Origin of the sequence: Taibaiella lutea, from assembly GCF_008629695.1 — a bacterium.
GTDB classification, from domain to species: domain Bacteria; phylum Bacteroidota; class Bacteroidia; order Chitinophagales; family Chitinophagaceae; genus Taibaiella; species Taibaiella lutea.
Window position 1 is genome coordinate 309688 of sequence record NZ_VWSH01000003.1, and the last position, 18748, is coordinate 328435.

General features: G+C 39.1%; 14 protein-coding genes. 11 read left to right on the forward strand and 3 right to left on the reverse strand.

Annotation, left to right across the window (positions count from 1 at the left end; genetic code table 11):
- Both F0919_RS12555 and F0919_RS12560 read right to left on the reverse strand, forming a co-directional pair.
- On the reverse strand, positions 1 to 2766 hold a 2766-nt coding region (locus tag F0919_RS12555), incomplete at its 3' end, for a sensor histidine kinase (protein WP_190277379.1).
- A gap of 56 nt (positions 2767 to 2822) precedes the next feature.
- Positions 2823 to 5681: a sensor histidine kinase gene (locus F0919_RS12560; protein WP_190277380.1), complete on the reverse strand. Its 2859-nt coding sequence runs from the start codon at positions 5679 to 5681 to the stop codon at positions 2823 to 2825.
- A gap of 261 nt (positions 5682 to 5942) precedes the next feature.
- Here F0919_RS12560 and F0919_RS12565 point away from each other — a divergent pair, with 261 nt between their 5' ends.
- The 9 genes from F0919_RS12565 (at position 5943) to F0919_RS12605 (ending at position 15572) form a co-directional block, all read left to right on the forward strand.
- On the forward strand, positions 5943 to 6947 hold the full coding sequence (locus F0919_RS12565) for a Gfo/Idh/MocA family protein (RefSeq protein ID WP_150033116.1): 1005 nt from the start codon (positions 5943 to 5945) through the stop codon (positions 6945 to 6947).
- Positions 6944 to 7432, forward strand: a complete 489-nt coding sequence (locus tag F0919_RS12570) for an acyltransferase (RefSeq protein ID WP_150033117.1) — start codon at positions 6944 to 6946, stop codon at positions 7430 to 7432. The genes F0919_RS12565 and F0919_RS12570 overlap by 4 nt, the downstream gene beginning before the upstream one ends.
- Positions 7433 to 7441: 9 nt before the next feature.
- The gene (locus F0919_RS12575; protein ID WP_150033118.1) at positions 7442 to 8551 is read left to right on the forward strand and encodes a DegT/DnrJ/EryC1/StrS family aminotransferase; all 1110 of its coding nucleotides are present in this window, start codon (positions 7442 to 7444) and stop codon (positions 8549 to 8551) included.
- A gap of 3 nt (positions 8552 to 8554) precedes the next feature.
- A complete protein-coding gene (locus tag F0919_RS12580) occupies positions 8555 to 9217 on the forward strand; it encodes an acetyltransferase (RefSeq protein ID WP_150033119.1) in 663 nt (220 codons plus the stop codon).
- Between the two features lie 38 nt (positions 9218 to 9255).
- Positions 9256 to 10410, forward strand: a complete 1155-nt coding sequence (locus F0919_RS12585) for a DegT/DnrJ/EryC1/StrS family aminotransferase (RefSeq protein ID WP_150033120.1) — start codon at positions 9256 to 9258, stop codon at positions 10408 to 10410.
- Complete coding sequence (locus F0919_RS12590) at positions 10410 to 11153, forward strand: glycosyltransferase family 2 protein (protein WP_150033121.1); 744 nt, start codon at positions 10410 to 10412, stop codon at positions 11151 to 11153. Before F0919_RS12585 ends, F0919_RS12590 begins: the two co-directional genes overlap by 1 nt.
- Before the next feature lie 26 nt (positions 11154 to 11179).
- Positions 11180 to 12154, forward strand: coding sequence for an NAD-dependent epimerase/dehydratase family protein (locus F0919_RS12595; protein WP_216629423.1), 975 nt, complete (start codon positions 11180 to 11182; stop codon positions 12152 to 12154).
- 1 nt (position 12155) lies between these two features.
- Complete coding sequence (locus F0919_RS12600) at positions 12156 to 13277, forward strand: DegT/DnrJ/EryC1/StrS family aminotransferase (protein ID WP_150033122.1); 1122 nt, start codon at positions 12156 to 12158, stop codon at positions 13275 to 13277.
- 96 nt (positions 13278 to 13373) lie between these two features.
- A complete protein-coding gene (locus tag F0919_RS12605) occupies positions 13374 to 15572 on the forward strand; it encodes a tetratricopeptide repeat protein (RefSeq protein ID WP_150033123.1) in 2199 nt (732 codons plus the stop codon).
- 73 nt (positions 15573 to 15645) lie between these two features.
- Here F0919_RS12605 and F0919_RS12610 read toward each other — a convergent pair whose 3' ends face one another.
- A complete protein-coding gene (locus tag F0919_RS12610; RefSeq protein WP_150033124.1) occupies positions 15646 to 17439 on the reverse strand; it encodes an AMP-dependent synthetase/ligase in 1794 nt (597 codons plus the stop codon).
- 126 nt (positions 17440 to 17565) lie between these two features.
- On the opposite strand from F0919_RS12610, the gene F0919_RS18740 reads away from it, so the two are divergent.
- Positions 17566 to 17694: a hypothetical protein gene (locus tag F0919_RS18740; RefSeq protein ID WP_262713953.1), complete on the forward strand. Its 129-nt coding sequence runs from the start codon at positions 17566 to 17568 to the stop codon at positions 17692 to 17694.
- Positions 17695 to 17980: 286 nt separating this feature from the next.
- Positions 17981 to 18727, forward strand: a complete 747-nt coding sequence (locus F0919_RS12615) for a hypothetical protein (RefSeq protein WP_150033125.1) — start codon at positions 17981 to 17983, stop codon at positions 18725 to 18727.
- The last annotated feature ends 21 nt before the right edge of the window (positions 18728 to 18748 follow it).

The following is an 18748-nucleotide window of genomic DNA, read 5'->3' on the forward strand; positions in this document are numbered from 1 at the left end:
CTTAAAGCTTTTGCCGCCAGACGGCTGGCCGTTATCTTTTATTGTCACGCCAAGCAGGTGCTTGTTAACAAGCCCGAAGGTCACTTCAATATGGCCCTTTACATCATTTAATGCTGAAACACCATGCTTTACCGCATTCTCAAGGATAGGTTGTATCAGCATCGTAGGGATGTAAATATCCGTCAAATCTTCCTCATCCAGCTTAATGTCCCATGCAATATCAAAGGAATGTTTGTACCTCGTTATCTCCAGTTGCATGTACTGCTTCAGGAACTGTATCTCGTTCTCAAGGCTTATAAACGTATGCACAGACTGTTCCAGTATTTCTCGCATCAAAACACTGAAATCCGAAAGGTAATCAATTGCGCCGGCTTCATCCTTTTCCGTAATAAAAGATTGTATCGTGTTAAGAGAGTTGAAAACAAAATGGGGGTTCATCTGGCTCTGCAAAGACTTAAGCGTCGATTCGTTCAGCCTGGCCTGCAGCTCGGCCTGCTGTATAGCCCGTTTCTTGCGCCGGGTCAGGTTCCACAGCATCAGGCTTGTACTGATTATGATTACCAGCAGGCTTGAGCCAATGATAAACCACCATGTCTTGTAATAGGGAGGCTTTATCGTAAACTCAAATGGCGTAGACTGACCATTGTTATAATGGTAGTCCTGGTCAAAGGCATAAAGCACCAGTTTATAATCGCCGTCGTTGAGCGAATAATAATCTATCTTGTCTCCCGTAACGTCATTTTGAGAAACAAGGCTGTTGTCCCGGTACAGGTAAGCCTTTATTTTTAAACGGTCCCGCCTCAAAAAATACAATGCAGAAAACCCGATAGTCAAATTGTTCCGGTCATGCTCCAGTTCAATGGTTTTTATCGTGTCATAGCCTTTGTTCGCAGCCGCATTTATTGCTGTAAGCTTAACGTAAACAGGTATCGGCATGGTATCGGGGCGGTAATTTACATCGTCCAGAATGTTGACTCCTTTATCTGTGGCTATATACAGTTTATTGCTGTCCAGCAATATGTCACTGATATTGTCTGACCTTAAGCCGTCTGATGCAAAAAACTTACTTAAAACCTTGAATTTCAATATGCCATTTTCACGGTAATAGCCAATCCGGTTTAAGCCATCCTTGGTAGCCACCCAGAAACTGCTGCGAAGCGTGTCGATAACTACCTTGCTGCACTCGTTGTCGCTCAAAAGACTGGCCTGGTCTATCCTGTACTTATGCTTCCCGTCATATACAAAAACACCACCATTGGTCGTGAAAAAAAGGTTCCCTTTGTTATCTTCCCCGATGCTTTTGCAAAATACAGGGCTTGATGGGTCAAGGACAAACTCCCTGCTCCTTTTTATGCCATTGTAATATTCATCCGTATAATAAACCTTATCAGTCGTAGAATACCAAAGACGGGAATGGCTATCCTCAAATATACTGTAAACGGACTTTTGCCGCTCTGCCAGTAAAGTATCGCAGGTATGCGTTTGAGTATTGATCAGGAGAATATTAACGTTAATTCCATTTGCGGTAAAGAAATAATTGGCCTTCTTACTCGGAGAAATATATTTAAAGTTCGTATGCCCGGTATAGTTTAAATCTTCAACTTTTTTATTTGGATCAGCAAAACGATACAGGTCAAAAGACGTGCTTAAATAAAATTTACCGTCAAAGCTCAATAGGTTATATAAATTAATTGCGTTGCTTTTAAGCTGGTTAATCTTTTGCTGTTTATTTACATCTATAAGCTCATACTTATTATTGACAATATATACTTCCCCTCCGTACCTGAAAAGAAATTTAGCATTATTCTTAATCTCGGAACTTTGTTCATATTCAAGAACAGGTATCTGACGACAAAATAATAACCCCGATGTCGTCGCTACGTAAAAGCTCTCCTTTATTTGATAAATATGGCCGCGATTACTGTAATCAATTCTTAATACGTAATTATTTTTCTTCTGAATAATATAATTATTATAGCCTTCCAGTATTTTTCCATTGTTATAAATTGCACATTTAAGATCGCCATTAACATATTTTGCCTTATAAAATGGCGAATCAAAGCCATTCAAAAAACCATACCATTTATTTTTACGGTCCATACAGATAATAGTGTCAGTGTTTGGAAAACTGGGGCAGAAAATATACGAAGTATAAAACGCAGTATCTTCGCTTAGTATAATTCTCCGGGCATCCAAACCGGTTTCTTTTGAATCTTCTATTCCCCACACCTTACCTTTATGCTTTGTAAATAGAAATAAGCGAACCTCCTTCTTTGCAGATACTGTAATTATTTTTCCGGTTAAAAGATTAAATTTATTCAGTTTGCCATTATCAGCATTATAATACAATTCGCCCGTTTGTTCTATTAGTTTAGAGCCGGTTTGTATTTTAATTTTATTTAAGAAGGGAGCATTTTTACTATTATAAATACGTCCATTAAAATAATAACAAAGTTCCTTACTGAAACAGGAAATCCAGATCCTTCCCTGAGAATCTTCATACACATATAATACCTCGTTATTGGGCAATCCATCGGCAATAGTAAAAGTTTCAAAATTCTTACTGTCCCAACGGCAAAGGCCATTTTTTGTACCAATCCATACATACCCCTTTGAATCCTGCATCATGGTATGAATTTCAATGCCTGGTAATCCGTCTTCAGTTGAAAGTGTCTTATAAGTAAGCAATTGCGCGTTTGTTGTCAGGATGCAACTAAGAAGAGCAATTGATAAAGCAATGTAATATTTTGATATCGTAAAATGCATTTATGCGTTCTCAGAATTGTATTTAAACTTCTTTATAACATTATAGAAAGGTAACACTAAATTGGAATAGTTATAGTTGCAGTAGCACCCGTTTCAGCTACCAGCAAATGATATTCACCTTTTACCTTGTTCTTTGTATAAATATTCAACCGGTCCTTAATCGTCTGCACCGCTATAGAGTTACCTTTAAAGCTTTTGCCGCCAGACGGCTGGCCGTTATCTTTTATTGTCACGCCAAGCAGGTGCTTGTTAACAAGCCCGAAGGTCACTTCAATATGGCCCTTTACATCATTTAATGCTGAAACACCATGCTTTACCGCATTCTCAAGGATAGGTTGTATCAGCATCGTAGGGATGTAAATATCCGTCAAATCTTCCTCATCCAGCTTAATGTCCCATGCAATATCAAAGGAATGTTTGTACCTCGTTATCTCCAGTTGCATGTACTGCTTCAGGAACTGTATCTCGTTCTCAAGGCTTATAAACGTATGCACAGACTGTTCCAGTATTTCTCGCATCAAAACACTGAAATCCGAAAGGTAATCAATTGCGCCGGCTTCATCCTTTTCCGTAATAAAAGACTGTATCGTGTTAAGAGAGTTGAAAACAAAATGGGGGTTCATCTGGCTCTGCAAAGACTTAAGCGTCGATTCGTTCAGCCGGGCCTGCAGCTCGGCCTGCTGTATAGCCCGTTTCTTGCGCCGGGTCAGGTTCCACAGCATCAGGCTTGTACTGATTATGATTACCAGCAGGCTTGAGCCAATGATAAACCACCATGTCTTGTAATAGGGAGGCTTTATCGTAAACTCAAATGGCGTAGACTGACCATTGTTATAATGGTAGTCCTGGTCAAAGGCATAAAGCACCAGTTTATAATCGCCGTCGTTGAGCGAATAATAATCTATCTTGTCTCCCGTAACGTCATTTTGAGAAACAAGGCTGTTGTCCCGGTACAGGTAAGCCTTTATTTTTAAACGGTCCCGCCTCAAAAAATACAATGCAGAAAACCCGATAGTCAAATTGTTCCGGTCATGCTCCAGTTCAATGGTTTTTATCGTGTCATAGCCTTTGTTCGCAGCCGCATTTATTGCTGTAAGCTTAACGTAAACAGGTATCGGCATGGTATCGGGGCGGTAATTTACATCGTCCAGAATGTTGACTCCTTTATCTGTGGCTATATACAGTTTATTGCTGTCCAGCAATATGTCACTGATATTGTCTGACCTTAAGCCGTCTGATGCAAAAAACTTACTTAAAACCTTGAATTTCAATATGCCATTTTCACGGTAATAGCCAATCCGGTTTAAGCCATCCTTGGTAGCCACCCAGAAACTGCTGCGAAGCGTGTCGATAACTACCTTGCTGCACTCATTGTCACTCAAAAGACTGGCCTGGTCTATCCTGTACTTATGCTTCCCGTCATATACAAAAACACCACCATTGGTCGTGAAAAAAAGGTTCCCTTTGTTATCTTCCCCGATGCTTTTGCAAAATACAGGGCTTGATGGGTCAAGGACAAACTCCCTGCTCCTTTTTATGCCATTGTAATATTCATCCGTATAATAAACCTTATCAGTCGTAGAATACCAAAGACGGGAATGGCTATCCTCAAATATACTGTAAACATTTTTTTGTATGTCAAGCAATAAGGTGTCGTAAGTGTGTGTTTGAGGGCTAATCAGAAAAATACCAGGCCCCAGTCCATTTGCGGTAAATAAATGATTGGCCTTCTTACTCGGAGAAATATATTTAAAGTTTGAATACCTCAAATAGTTTAAATCTTCAATTTTTTTATTTGGATCAGCAAAACGATACAGATCAAAAGACGTGCTTAAATAAAATTTACCTTCAAAGCTCAATAGGTTGTATAAATTAATTGCGTTGCTTTTAAGCTGATTGATCTTTTGCTGTTTATTTACATTTATAAGCTCATACCTATTATTGACAATATATACCTCCCCTCCGTACCTGAAAAGAAATTTAGCATTATTATTAATCCGGGAATTCTGTTCATATTCAAGAACAGGCATCTGACGACAAAATAATAACCCGTCAGTTGTTACCATAAACAGATTCTTTTTTATGTCAATAGTTTGTTGCCGATCCGGATAATCAACCTTTATTTTATAATTATCTTTTTTCTGCAGGATATAATTATTATAAATTTCCATTATTCTCCCCTCATTATAAATAGCAAATCTGAATTCTTTATTTGTATAATTTGCATGATAAAATGGAGTGTCCAACCCTTTTTGAAAGCTATAACGTTTATGTCTGAAATCTATGCAAGTCAGAATATTGTTACTGGGTAAGTTGGGGCAGAAATAGTAAGGAGTATAATAGCTGGTATCTTCATTCAAAATAAGATTTCTGGCATCTTTAGCAATCAAACGATTCCGGTTTCGTTCATCCTGAAACCCCCATACTTTACCTTTATTTATTATAAAGAAAAAAGCCGCTGCTTTTAAGCTATCGTGTATAACTGTTGACTTTTGAGTCAAAAGATTGAATTTAATTAAACTGGCATCAGTAGATTTATAATAAAACTCATTGTTTTGTTCAATAAACATAAGGCCCTGCTGGCTCTTGATTTTATTTAAAAAAGGAGCATTTTTACTATTATAAATACGTCCGTTGAAATAATAACAAAGCTCTTCGCTGAAACAGGAAATCCAAATCCTTCCTTTGGAGTCCTCATATACGTATAACACCTCATTGTTCGGTAACCCGTCGGCAATAGTGAAATATTCAAAATTCTTACTGTCCCAACGGCAAAGGCCATTTTTTGTACCAATCCATACATACCCCTTTGAATCCTGTATAATAGTATGAACTTCTATGCTTAGCAATCCATCTTCAGCTGAAAGTGTCTTATAAGTAAGCAATTGTGCATTTGCTTTCGTAAAAAAACACATACATAACAGAATAATACAGTATCCGGATTTGATGAAATTCATATATGGTGTAGAAACCAATTAATTGGCTGGTTAAATTGAAACGGACTATTTTAAAAACGTCTTCGTGTTGAATCTACAAAAATACTATCTCAATCACAATCAATATCTACATTTTGCTGCCCATAATTAATAATAAATCCTACTGCTCCGATTTGGAAAGATATCAGATGATAGAAAAACTTGTATTACTTTTGGGAGATTTTTTCAAAAAAAGCTTGAATGATAAATATTGGCATTATAGGTTATGGCTATTGGGGTCCGAACCTGGTTAGAAATTTTAATGGCGTGGATGGCTGTTCCGTTTGTTGTGTATCTGACTTACGCGAAAACAGATTGGAAGCAGTTCAGAAAATGTACCCTAAAATAAATGTAACGACGGATGCGGATGCTATGATTAATGATCCGACAGTAGATGCAATTGTAATTGCAACGCCCGTTCATACACATTTCCCATTAGCACAAAAAGCCTTAAAAGCAGGTAAACATGTTTTGTTGGAAAAACCAATGACACAATCTGCTGAAGAAGCTGAAATACTCATTGAACTTAGCAAACAAACAGGCAAGGTTTTAATGGTTGACCATACCTTTTTATATACAGGCGCCGTTCAAAAGATTAAAAGCCTGATTGAAACAGGGGAAATAGGTGATTTGCAATATTTTGATTCCACAAGAGTTAACCTCGGACTTATACAACATGATGTAAATGTGCTTTGGGACTTAGCCCCGCACGACCTTTCCATCCTTTTTTATTTATACAACGAAAAACCTTATAGTGTACAGGCTACAGGCGTTTGCCATACAAATAACGATATTGAAAACATTGCATACCTGACAGTAAATTATTCTACCAGGTTCATTGCACACTTCAATTGTTCCTGGTCCTCACCGGTAAAACTCCGGAACATAATGATAGGCGGAGACAAAAAAATGATTTTGTTTGATGACGTGGAGCCTACCGAAAAAGTAAAAGTATATGCTAAAGGTTTTGATATAAAAACAGATGAAGACAAACGTAATTTACTTGTAAATTATCGTTCCGGAGATGTATATTTGCCACATTTGCCAAATACAGAAGCATTGTCCGGCATGGCTGCCGACTTTGTCAGCGCTATTGTAAAAGGAACAAAACCTGTTTCCAACTTTGAAACCGGCATTGAAGTAGTAAGGATTCTGGAAGCGGCACAGAAATCAATCAAGCAAAAAGGACAGGAAATCATTTTATGAAACTAATAACCGAAATCTCGGAAAAGAAAAATCTCAATAACATTACCATTGGCGAAAATGTAAAGATTTTCGACTTTGTAAATTTATATGGCTGTTCCATTGATGATGGTAGCAAAGTAGGCACTTTTGTAGAAATCCAGAAAGGTGCGGCTATCGGCAAAAATTGCAAAATATCTTCCCATACTTTTATTTGCGAAGGCGTGCATATTGCAGATAATTGCTTTGTTGGACATTCGGTAGTTTTCATAAACGACAAATTACCAAGAGCTGTAAACCCTGACGGATCTATGCAAACGGAAGCAGACTGGAAAATGGAAAACACTTATGTTTCTGAAGGTGTTTCCATTGGCAGCAATGCAACCATTATGTGTGGCATCACGATTGGGAAAGGTTCTATAATCGGCGCCGGAAGCGTTGTTACAAAAGATGTACCCGAAGGCGTTATCGTTGCCGGAAATCCTGCTAAAATTCTAAAAAGTATTTAATAAATAATCATGAGCGCTAACGCTTTTAATATTCCTTGCTTAGATCTGACAAGACAAAATCAATCGGTAAAAGCCGAAATTTTTGAACAGTTTGAACTTGTTTTCAATGAAAATGCTTTTGCAGGCGGTAAGTATGTAGAACAATTTGAAAACAGTTTTGCATCCTTTGTTGGTACTAAATATGCTATAGGCGTTTCAAACGGAACTATTGCGCTTCATTTGGCTATGCTTGCTTTAGGTATTGGCACAGGCGATGAAGTTATTGTACCGGCAAATACTTTTATTGCAACAGCCTGGGGCGTAAGCCATGCAGGCGCTACACCTGTATTTGTTGATTGCGATGCAGATACCTGGGAAATTGCCGCTGATAAAATCGAAGCAGCCATTACCCCTAAAACCAAAGCTGTTATTGGTGTGCACCTTTACGGCCAACCGTTTGATGTGGATGCAGTGCAAGCCATTTGCGACAAACACAAGCTTCATTTAATTGAAGATGCCGCTCAGGCACAGGGCAGCACCTATAAAGGCAAGCAATGTGGTTCTTTGGCATCGATCGCTACTTTCAGTTTTTATCCCGGCAAGAATTTAGGCGCATGTGGCGAAGCAGGCGGCATTACTACTAATAATGAAGCTTACGATACCCAAATACGTTCTTTGAGAAATCATGGCATGAAGGTGCGTTATTATCATGATGAAATTGGTTATAACTACAGAATGGGCGGCCTGGAAGGCGCTTCTTTAAGTGTAAAATTAAAACACCTGCCATCCTGGAACGAGAAACGCCGAGCCATTGCAAACCGATATCATACAGAGATTACCAATCCTAAGATAAAGATGCAGGTGCAGCCCGAATGGGCAAATTCCAACTATCATTTATTTGTTGTTACAACAGAAGACAGAGACGGCTTTCTGGAGTTTTTAAAACAACATGGTATCAACGGAGCCTTACATTATCCTGTTCCCTGTCATTTGCAAAAAGCGTATGAACATTTAGGCTATAAAGAAGGTGATTTTCCTAATAGCGAATATTTAGCCTCACATTGTGTTTCTTTACCAATGTTTGCAGAATTGACACAGGAAGAATTGGAACATACGATTAAAATAGTAAATCAATATTAATCGATGATTCCTTCAACAATTTTCATCTTTGGAAGTGGCGCTCAGGGAAGAGTGATTGCAGATATTTTTATTTGTCAATACCCTGCCGCTCATCTGTTTTTTATTGATGAAAATGAATCATTAGCAGGTACAAAAGTCAATGGCATTGAGGTATTAAATATAGCTCAAATGTTATCGAAAGAAAATAACCCGATGGTTCATGTGGCAATCGGCAATCCGAATACACGAAAAATAATCGTAGAAAGGCTTTCAGCAACGGGTTGTGATTTCATAAGTGCCATTCATCCTTCAGCGGAAATATTACCTTCCGCCACTGTAGGAAAAAACTGCATGATTGGTGCAGGTGTTATTGTCAATACCAACACTTCCATAGCAGATCATGTTCTTATAAATACAAGAGTATTGGTTGAACACGATTGTATCATTGAAAAATATGTTTCTCTTTCGCCCGGTGCAATAATCGGAGGCAGAGTACATATTAAAGAAGGTGCCTTTATCGGTAGTGCCGCCGTACTTGTTGCAAGAATCACTGTTGAAAAAGGAAGTATTATCGGAATGGCATCAACAGTAATGAATGATATCCCGGCAAAAGTGATAGCTTATGGCACACCGGCAAAAAAAGTCGCCGAAGTAACAGAAAGTTATAACTGGAGCAGGTTATTTTGATTTAATTTCATAAAGTTTAGAGCAGAAGCAATTTTAATATGAGTTCATTATTTGACAATCAGGTACCATTAATGAAACCCTGGCTTGACGAGGAAGAGTGGTATGCCATGAAAGACGTAATTCTTAGTGGCTGGGTAAGTCAGGGGCCTAAAGTAAAAGAATTCGAGCAAAAAGTAGCAGCTTATATCGGCGTAAAACATGCCGTTGCTATGAATGCATGCACTTCTGCCATGCACATTGCCATGAAAATTGCAGGTGTAAAATATGGCGATGAAGTTATTGTAGCAGATTCCACCTGCATGGCAAATGTAAATGCCATCAATATGGCGGGAGCCGTCCCTGTGTTTGTAGATATTGATCCGGACACTTACAACATTGATCCGAAACTTATTGAAGCAAAAATCACATCAAAAACCAAAGTCATTATGAACATTGACCAGATTGGTCTGTCTAATGATTTGGATGCATTGAAAGCTATTTGTGATAAACATAACCTGACTTTGTTAGACGATGCTGCCACCGCTTTCGGAGGAAAATATAAAGGCAAATTTTTAGGTAATCATAATGTTATGGCAACCTATAGTTTTCATCCGCGTAAGATGATTACAACGGGCGAAGGCGGCATGTTGGTTACCGACAACGATGATATTGCAGAACAAGCGCGTATTCTTCGTGCTACCGGTGCTTCTGTTTCCGATTTGGACAGACATAAAGCAAAAGGCCTGATTCTTCAGAAATATTACGACAGCGGCTATAACTACAGAATGACCGATATGCAAGCTGCTATGGGTATTGTGCAATTGACCAAGATTGATGCAATGCTGGAACAACGCAAGTATCAGGCAGAATATTATAATCAGCATCTTGCAGCAATTTCAGATTTACAACTGCCTTTTGTTCCTGAATATGCCGACCCGGCATGGTCTTCTTACTGTATTAAAATAAAACCGGAATCAAAGAAAACAGTACAGGAAGTGCTGCAAACATTGGCTGCAGCAAATATATCTGCACGCTTTGGCATTCAGCCTTTGCATCAGGAGCCATATTTTGAAAATCAGAATTATAAAGACGAAGATTTTCCTGTAAGCTGTACCGTTGCAGATCAAACATTTTTTGTGCCTATTTATCCGGGCATGACTGAGCAGCAGCAGCAACACATTGTTCAGACCTTAAAGCAAATCTTTCAGTCCTGATGCAAGAAAAATCCAACATTGGTTTAAGCCTGGTGATACCTATCTACAATGAAGAAAAACTTGTGGAAGAAGCCTTGCGCAACTGCATCACACAATTGGATAAAGACTTTGCAGATTATGAAATCATAGTGGTGGATGATGGCAGCAAGGACAATACTTCTGCAATTTTAAAAGAGAAATTCTCTGCTCAACCCAACATTGTTTTTTTGCCAAACCATATCAATCTCAATCAGGGCATTTCGGTTCAAAGAGGATTTGCGGTGGCTCAAAAAGAGTTCGTGGTATTTAATGGCATTGACCTCCCCTTGGCTATAAGCGAAATACGGACTTTGCTTGAAACCATCGGCGATGCAGATTTGCTGGTTTTGGAACGTAAAATATACGCAGGCGCCACATCCTGGCGATTGGTGACTTCCAATGTCAATTTCTTTATCCGCAAAATGCTGTTCCCGATTCTCACAAAAGGTTTGAAGGACATGAATTTCACGCAGATTTACCGGCAAAACATTATTAAAACAGTATTGCCCTTAGCCAAAAGTCCCGCTTTTACTACACCGGAAATGATTATGCGCGGAAAGATTAATGGCTTTAAAGTAGAAACACGTACCATTGAATTTCATGCACGTAAACATGGTTCAGGCTCATTAGGTAAATTGCATGATATTTTATGGACTATTTACGATATGTTCCGTTTCAGGTATCTGCTATGGATAGGCCTGGATGTACACGGAAAGGTTAAATAAGAAACACAATTTTTAATTTTTACAGTATGAATATAATTGAGAACAGTACCATTTTAGTTACAGGGGGCGCAGGTTTCATCGGTTCTTATGTAACAGAGGAGTTATTGCTGCACAAACCTAAGAAGATTCTTATCATCGATAATTTTATCAGAGGCTCTATGGCCAACATGGTTAATTTCTATGATAATCCTGTTGTTGAATTTCACGAAGGCGATATCAGGGACAATGAATTACTGGAAAGCTGCATTGCTCAGTCAGACTATGTTTTTCATATGGCTGCGTTGAGAATTAATTCCTGTGCTGCCGACCAGATACAAGGTTATGATGTGATGATGAATGCGACTTTCAATGTTGCAAATCTTTGCGTTAAACATAAAATCAAGAAAGTCATTTACAGTTCTTCCGCTTCCGTATATGGCCTTGCGCAAAATTTCCCGACACCTGAAACGGACAATCCATATAATAACCAGACCTTTTATGGCGCGGCAAAAATGTGGGGTGAACAATTATTCAGAAGTTATAAATTCATGCATAACCTTGACTACGTAGCTTTACGCTATTTCAATGTTTATGGCGAACGCATGGACACCGACGGAAAATATACCGAGGTGATGATTAAATGGCTGGACTGCATAAGGGATAACAAGCAACCGGCAATCTTTGGCGATGGCAAAGATTCAATGGATTTTGTACACGTTAAGGATGTGGCACATTCCAACATACTTGCATTATTGGCCGATGTTACAGACGAAGCCTTCAATGTAGGCGACCAGATTGAAACAAGCTTGCTTGAGTTATTGGAAACCTTGCTTAAAGTAAATAACAGCCAATTGGAACCTGTATTTAAAGAAGCAAATAGTGTCAATCCGGTTTCAAGAAGACTGGCAGACATCAGCAAAGCACAAAAATTATTAGGCTATCAGCCGTCTATATCATTGTCCGAAGGCCTGAAAAGCCTGACACAATGGTATTTTGAATTACAAAAAGAAAAGCAGGACTAAAATGATTCCTATAGCAAAACCATACATGAACGCTGAAGAAGCGCAACGGGCATACGATACCATACTTTCGGGCTGGATTACACAAGGCCCTATGGTAAAGGCTTTTGAAGATAAATTTGCAGCATATACCGGAGCAGTTCATGCTGTGGCAGTTTCCAATTGCACTACGGCTTTGCATCTTGCAATGATTGTTGCCGGCATCGGGGAAGGCGACGAAGTTATCTGCCCTTCCATGAGCTATATAGCCACGGCAAATTCTATTAAATATGTAAATGCAATTCCTGTTTTTGCAGAAGTGAACGAGCATTACAATCTTGATGTTGAAGATGTAAAAAAGAGAATTACACCAAAAACGAAAGCGATATTACTGGTGCACCAGATAGGCATGCCTGCTGATATTGATGCGTTTAAAGACTTGTGTAAGGAAAAGAATTTATTGTTGATTGAGGATGCTGCCTGCGGCATCGGTTCGGCTTATAAAGGTGCAAAGATTGGTTCGCATTCCGACTTGGTTTGCTTCTCTTTCCATCCGCGAAAGATTGTTACAACCGGTGACGGTGGCATGATTACAACTAATAATGCCGCATTTGCTGAAAGGCTTCGTCTGCTGCGCCAGCATGGTATGTCTGTCAATGACAGGGAAAGACATTTATCCAAGAAAATAGTGTTTGAAGAACATGTGGAAGTCGGGTATAATTATAGAATGACAGATATACAGGCAAGTGTAGGCATTGCACAAATGGATAAGCTTGATGAGATCATCGGGGGCAGAAGAGCTATTGCCGATATTTACCTGAAAGAACTTAAAGATATTGCAGGCATAAGATTACCGCATGAGGCTGATGGTTATTTTACCAACTGGCAATCTTTCAGCATTTACATAAAGCCCGAATGTAAAGTCAGCAGGAATGAATTAATGGAACTTTTGCTTGAAGATGGTATTTCATCAAGGAGAGGCATTATGACTTCACACCGTGAAAAGGCTTATGAATATATGTCTCCGGTAAGTTTACCCGTGTCTGAAGATTTGTGCGACAGAAGCATTATCATCCCGTTATATTATCCGATGGAGCAAAGTGATGTTTATAAAGTAATTGAAGCGATAAAGAAATTTGTCGGTTAGTTTTATTCCTTCAGCATCCCCATAAGTTTTAATAGCTTATGGGGTTTGTTGTTTTTATGATATTTTTGTTTGAAATTATTTTAATACTCTGTATTTATGGAAATGACTACCTCCGGTCAATGGCAAAAAATATTTTGGATAACGCTGGGCGTAATTTTTATTTACTGCCTTTTTGTTGTGCCTCATTACGGTATCACCGGTGATGAAGTTACTCAATGGAAATACGGGCATTGGGTTTGGGATTACATGAAATCCTTTGGCAGCAACAAGACAATGGAAATACCCAAAGAATTGATCGGCAAAACGTATTCTTATAATGAAGTCTTCGATTCCCCGCTAAAATATTATGGCGGCTTCTACGACGGTATTGCCGCTATGCTGATTGATATCTTTAACCCGAAAGATGAATTTCTCGTTCGCCATTACTGGAACATGATTTTCGGCTTTGCAGGTTTGATATTCGGTGGTTTGCTTGCCAAAGAATTTGCAGGATGGCGTGCGGCTTTCATCGCGGTTATATTTATGGTTTTCACGCCTCGCTTTTTTGGCGAGATCTTTAATAATCCAAAAGATATTCCATTCGCAACAGGCTATCTGGCGGCTTTGCTTTGTACTGTAAAATGGTTAAAAGCATTAGATACCGATACGCTCAACTGGAAGAAAACCATTTGGCTGGGGCTTTCTATAGCGCTTGCAATAAGTGTGCGTGTGGGCGGTATTCTGGTAATTGCTTATTTAGGCATGTTTTACCTTGCCGAAATGTATCGCATCAAAGGCTTTGGTACCAAGCTTTTTGGCAAAAGCCTGAAACATATTATTGTAGCTGTCGTTATTGGCTGGATAGGTTCTTGTTTATTCTGGCCATATGCTTTGGACAATATTATAGGTAACCCTATAGAAGCAGTTAAGAAAATGAGCGCATATCCTTTGGCAATCAGGTCTCTTTACGACGGACAGCTTCAAAGCATTGCCACTATGATATATGATGATGCAGGGAAACCGGTTTCTGGTACATTCAATTTACCTTCCACCTACTTACTGAACTGGCTTGGAATGGGTATGCCTTTGTTTGTCCTTATTACTTTTATAGGCTCTTTCTTCTACGGGTATAAGTACACCAAAACAAATAAAAACAGTTATTACTTACTGCTCATCTTCGCAACCATATTTCCGGTATTCTATATTATTTATAAAAAGTCTGTTGTGTACGACGGCATCCGTCATATCCTGTTTGTACTGCCGGTAATGTCCATTCTGGGCGCTTTATTCTTTGATTATATCATTGAAATGTTTTCAGGGAAAAAAGCTGTTCAATATGCCGTTGTGGGAATAACCGTAATATTAATTGCCTTACCTGCAAGGTTCATGTTTGCCAATCATCCGAATGAATACATTTATTTTAATGAGCTGAAAGGCGGCATCAAAGGAGCCTATGGTAACTACGAAACGGATTACTATTTCAATTCATTGAAAGAAGGATTCAACTGGCTAAAGGAAAATAAATTAAAAGATTTTAAACCTACGCCCGGTCATGACTCTATACTACTCGCGTCCAATATACCCGACATGATGAACCAGTACGTGAATATTTCGGGATTGCCGATCAAATTTATATATGTGCGTTATTACCAACGTGGCGAATCTGATTGGGATTACGGGATATTTGTAAGCCGCTTTCTGGATAAGGAACAATTGCAAAATGGTTATTTCCCGGGAGCAAAACCTTTGCATATTGTAGAAGCAGACGGCGTTCCATTGAGTACTATTCAGGCCAACGACCCGGAGCGCAATATACTTAAAGGACAGGAGGCGACGAAAGCCAATAATGATACTTTGGCTATGCAATATTTTGAGAAGGCTGTAGCTTATGATTCCAAAGATATAGAAGCATTGCGGAATCTTGCTATTACTGCGTTCCAGCTTGGCGATAAACAAAAAGCTATTGATGCCATTGGCAAAGCTTATGCTATTTCAAGTTTAGATATCAGCACTGCAAACTACGCAGGCATGATTTACCTGCAATCAGGCGATGCCAATAAAGCGCTTCAGGTATTCAGTAAATTAACCGAAGACCAGCCTGATATGGCGGAAGGATGGATGGGCCTGGGACAGGCACAGGCAACTTTGCGTAATTATCCTGCAGCCATCGAAGATATTAATACTGCGCTCAGCAAGGACTCCCGTTTTGCGCCTCAGGGTTATATGATACTTGCAGGCATTTATCAGCAAATGGGCGATATGCAGACAGCTCAGAAATATGCTAATGCAGCACGGCAGGCAGGTGGCGGACGATGAAAGAAATGATTATGATATAAAAAGCAGAGAGGCGTTGCAATGCAACGCCTCTCTGCTTTTTACCTACGCTGTTTTAAACATCTTCGCCATCATACATTGCCTCGATTTCTTTCTTGAATTTTTCGTCAATCACTTTTCTTCTGATGGATAATTTTGGTGTCAGGATACCATTATCAATGGTCCATTCTTCAGACAATAAAGTAAATTTCTTGACCTGTTCCACATGCCCGAATTCAGGGTTATAACGATCTATTTGTTGCTGTATCATTTTTATAACGGCCTCATCCTTTATTAAATCAGCATTAGAACCCGGTACCTTATGGCCTTCGTTTTTCAGCTTGCTCCTTACATGCTCGTAATTCGGAACAATCAGTGCGCTTACAAATTTTCTGCCGGGACCAACCACCATCATCTGCTCTATGTAAGGGCTTTCACGCATTTTATTTTCTATAACCTGCGGTGCCACATACTTACCACCGGAGGTTTTGAACATTTCTTTCTTACGGTCCGTAATTTTCAAAAATTTATTATCAACCATAATACCGATATCCCCTGTATGAAACCATCCGTCTTTAGTTATCTCTTTGGCAGTAGCTTCCGGATTTTTATAATAACCCACCATCACGTTATTGCCTTTGCAAAGTATCTCTCCGTCTTCCGCAATTTTCACCTGCACATTCTTCAATATCGGGCCTACCGTTCCTATTCTCCTGTTTTCGCTTTCCAGATGGTTTACACTGATTACCGGCGATGTCTCCGTCAACCCGTAACCTTCCATAATAGTTATTTGCGCAGCCGAAAAAATACGTATTAATTTCTCCGACAAAGCAGCAGAACCGCTGACTACCGCTTCTACCCTGCCTCCCAGAGCTTCACGCCATTTATTGAAGATGAGCTTATTAGCCAGTTTTAATTGTGCGCGGTAAAAAATACTTCCTTTATCATGATTATCGTATTGTCTTCCAAGATTCACGGCCCAGAAGAACATTGCTTTTTTCACACCCGTCAATTCACGGCCCTTCGCCATAATACGCTCATACACTTTCTCCAGCAAGCGGGGCACACAGGTAAACACCATCGGTTGCACTTCACGAAGATTATCGCCTATAGTATCCATACTTTCGGCATAATAAATACCAAGCCCGCCTTTGATGTACACGTATGTCACCATTTTTTCAAAAATATGATTCAGCGGAAGAAAGCTCAGCGCCCTGTCGTCTTTACGTGCAAAATGAAATAAGGGCGAACTGTCAATAACATTGCTCACAATATTCCTATGGCAAAGCATTACGCCTTTTGGAGCGCCTGTTGTACCTGATGTATAGATAATAGTGGCAACCGTTTCTGAATTGATTTCACTACAGATTTTCTTTCTTTGGTCTTCCCCGTCTTCGCTTGGTTTTATCGATTCCCAATGTTCTGCACCTTTTATTTTATCAAAACTATAAATGTATTTTAAAGAAGGAATCTCGTGAAATACCGGCTGAAAACGATCGTACAACTCTTTATTTGCAATAAAAATGATTTTCACCTCGGCCTCATTCAAAATATAGGCAAAGTCCTGAGGGCTTACAGTGGGATAGATAGGTGTGAGAATAGCTCCGGTCTGTTGCACTGCCAGGTCTGTAATAATCCACTCCGGCCTGTTGGGAGATATAATAGCTATTTTTTCCTGTAGCTCAGGATCCGAAATGTCGTTTTTTATTCCTAAAGCCAGTAAACCAGCAGCAAGATTTCTTGACCTGTTCAAAACATCTTTGCATGTAATAGTTTGCCATGCCCCGTTAATTTTTGAAGCAAGCATAATGCCGGCCGGCCTTGTTGCCACCTGTGTTTCTACGAAATCAAATAATCTTTGCTCCTGCATGATAATGTATTTTAATCCGACTAAACCGGTTGTTGAAAAATGAACAAACGTTCATTCAAAGATAATGGATTCATTGCATTAAATGTATATCAATATTGCAGCTATTTTATAGCATAGATTTTCATTTTGAGGAACAATTCAGGCATTTCAGATGCAGGAAATGAAGAAATCAGGGAAGCTAAAAACCTTCACCTCGTTCCGGACGAGGTTGACCTCGTGAATTACGAGGTATGGGGTCGTGAATCAGCAGGTTGACCTCGTTCCCTACGAGGTAATACCTCGTGAATTACGAGGTACAGAGTCGTGAATCAGCAGGTGGACCTCGTTCAGTACGAAGTAGTACCTCGTGAATTACGAGGTATGGGGTCGTGAATCAGCAGGTGGACCTCGTTCAGTACGAAGTAGTACCTCGTGAATTACGAGGTATGGGGTCGTGAATCAGCAGGTGGACATCTTTGGGTGTTTAAAAATCGGTTATGTATATTTGACAACAGTAACAATTATATCAAAATGTCAAGGAAAAATATAAAAATAAAAATTCATGAATAAATACTTGTTTTTTATAGGAATAATGTTGATAATTTTAGGAAATAGCAGTTGTAATAATTCAAAAAATAATCAACGAACAAAACATGATAATAATCTTCTCGATAAAGATTTAGAAAAAGCCAATGCTACAATTGAACCAACCGGACCACTTTCTGATTTTTTGCCCAAAGGCTATGTGACTTTTGATACAATTTATGGAGATCTGAATAAAGACGGGTCAGACGATTGCATTCTTATTATTAAGGGCACAGACAAAAGCAAGATTGTTAAGGACGAAAATCGTGGTGAGCTGGACCGTAACCGCAGAGGCATCATTATTTTGTTTAATAAAAATGGCAACTATGAATCCGTTGTCAAAAATTACAGCTGCTTTTCATCAGAAAATGAAGACGGAGGTAACTATTATGCCCCTGAACTATCTGTTGAAGTAGATAAAGGAAATTTGTACATCCGTTATGCTCATGGAAGATATGGTTATTGGAGTTACACATTCAGGTTTCAAAATTCGGATTTTGAACTGATTGGTTATGATGCAAGCGATAATTTCGGACCGGTAGTGAATACCGAAGTGAGTATTAATTATCTGACAAAAAAGAAACTGACAAAAGAAAACACAAATACAAATGCAGAAGGAGGGGATGAAGTTTTTAAGGAAAGTATGCAAAAAATTGAGGTACAACAACTTATGAAATTATCTGATATTGAAGATTTTGATGGACTTGAAGTTGATGGTATGTAGTGAAGCGGTTAATTATCTCTA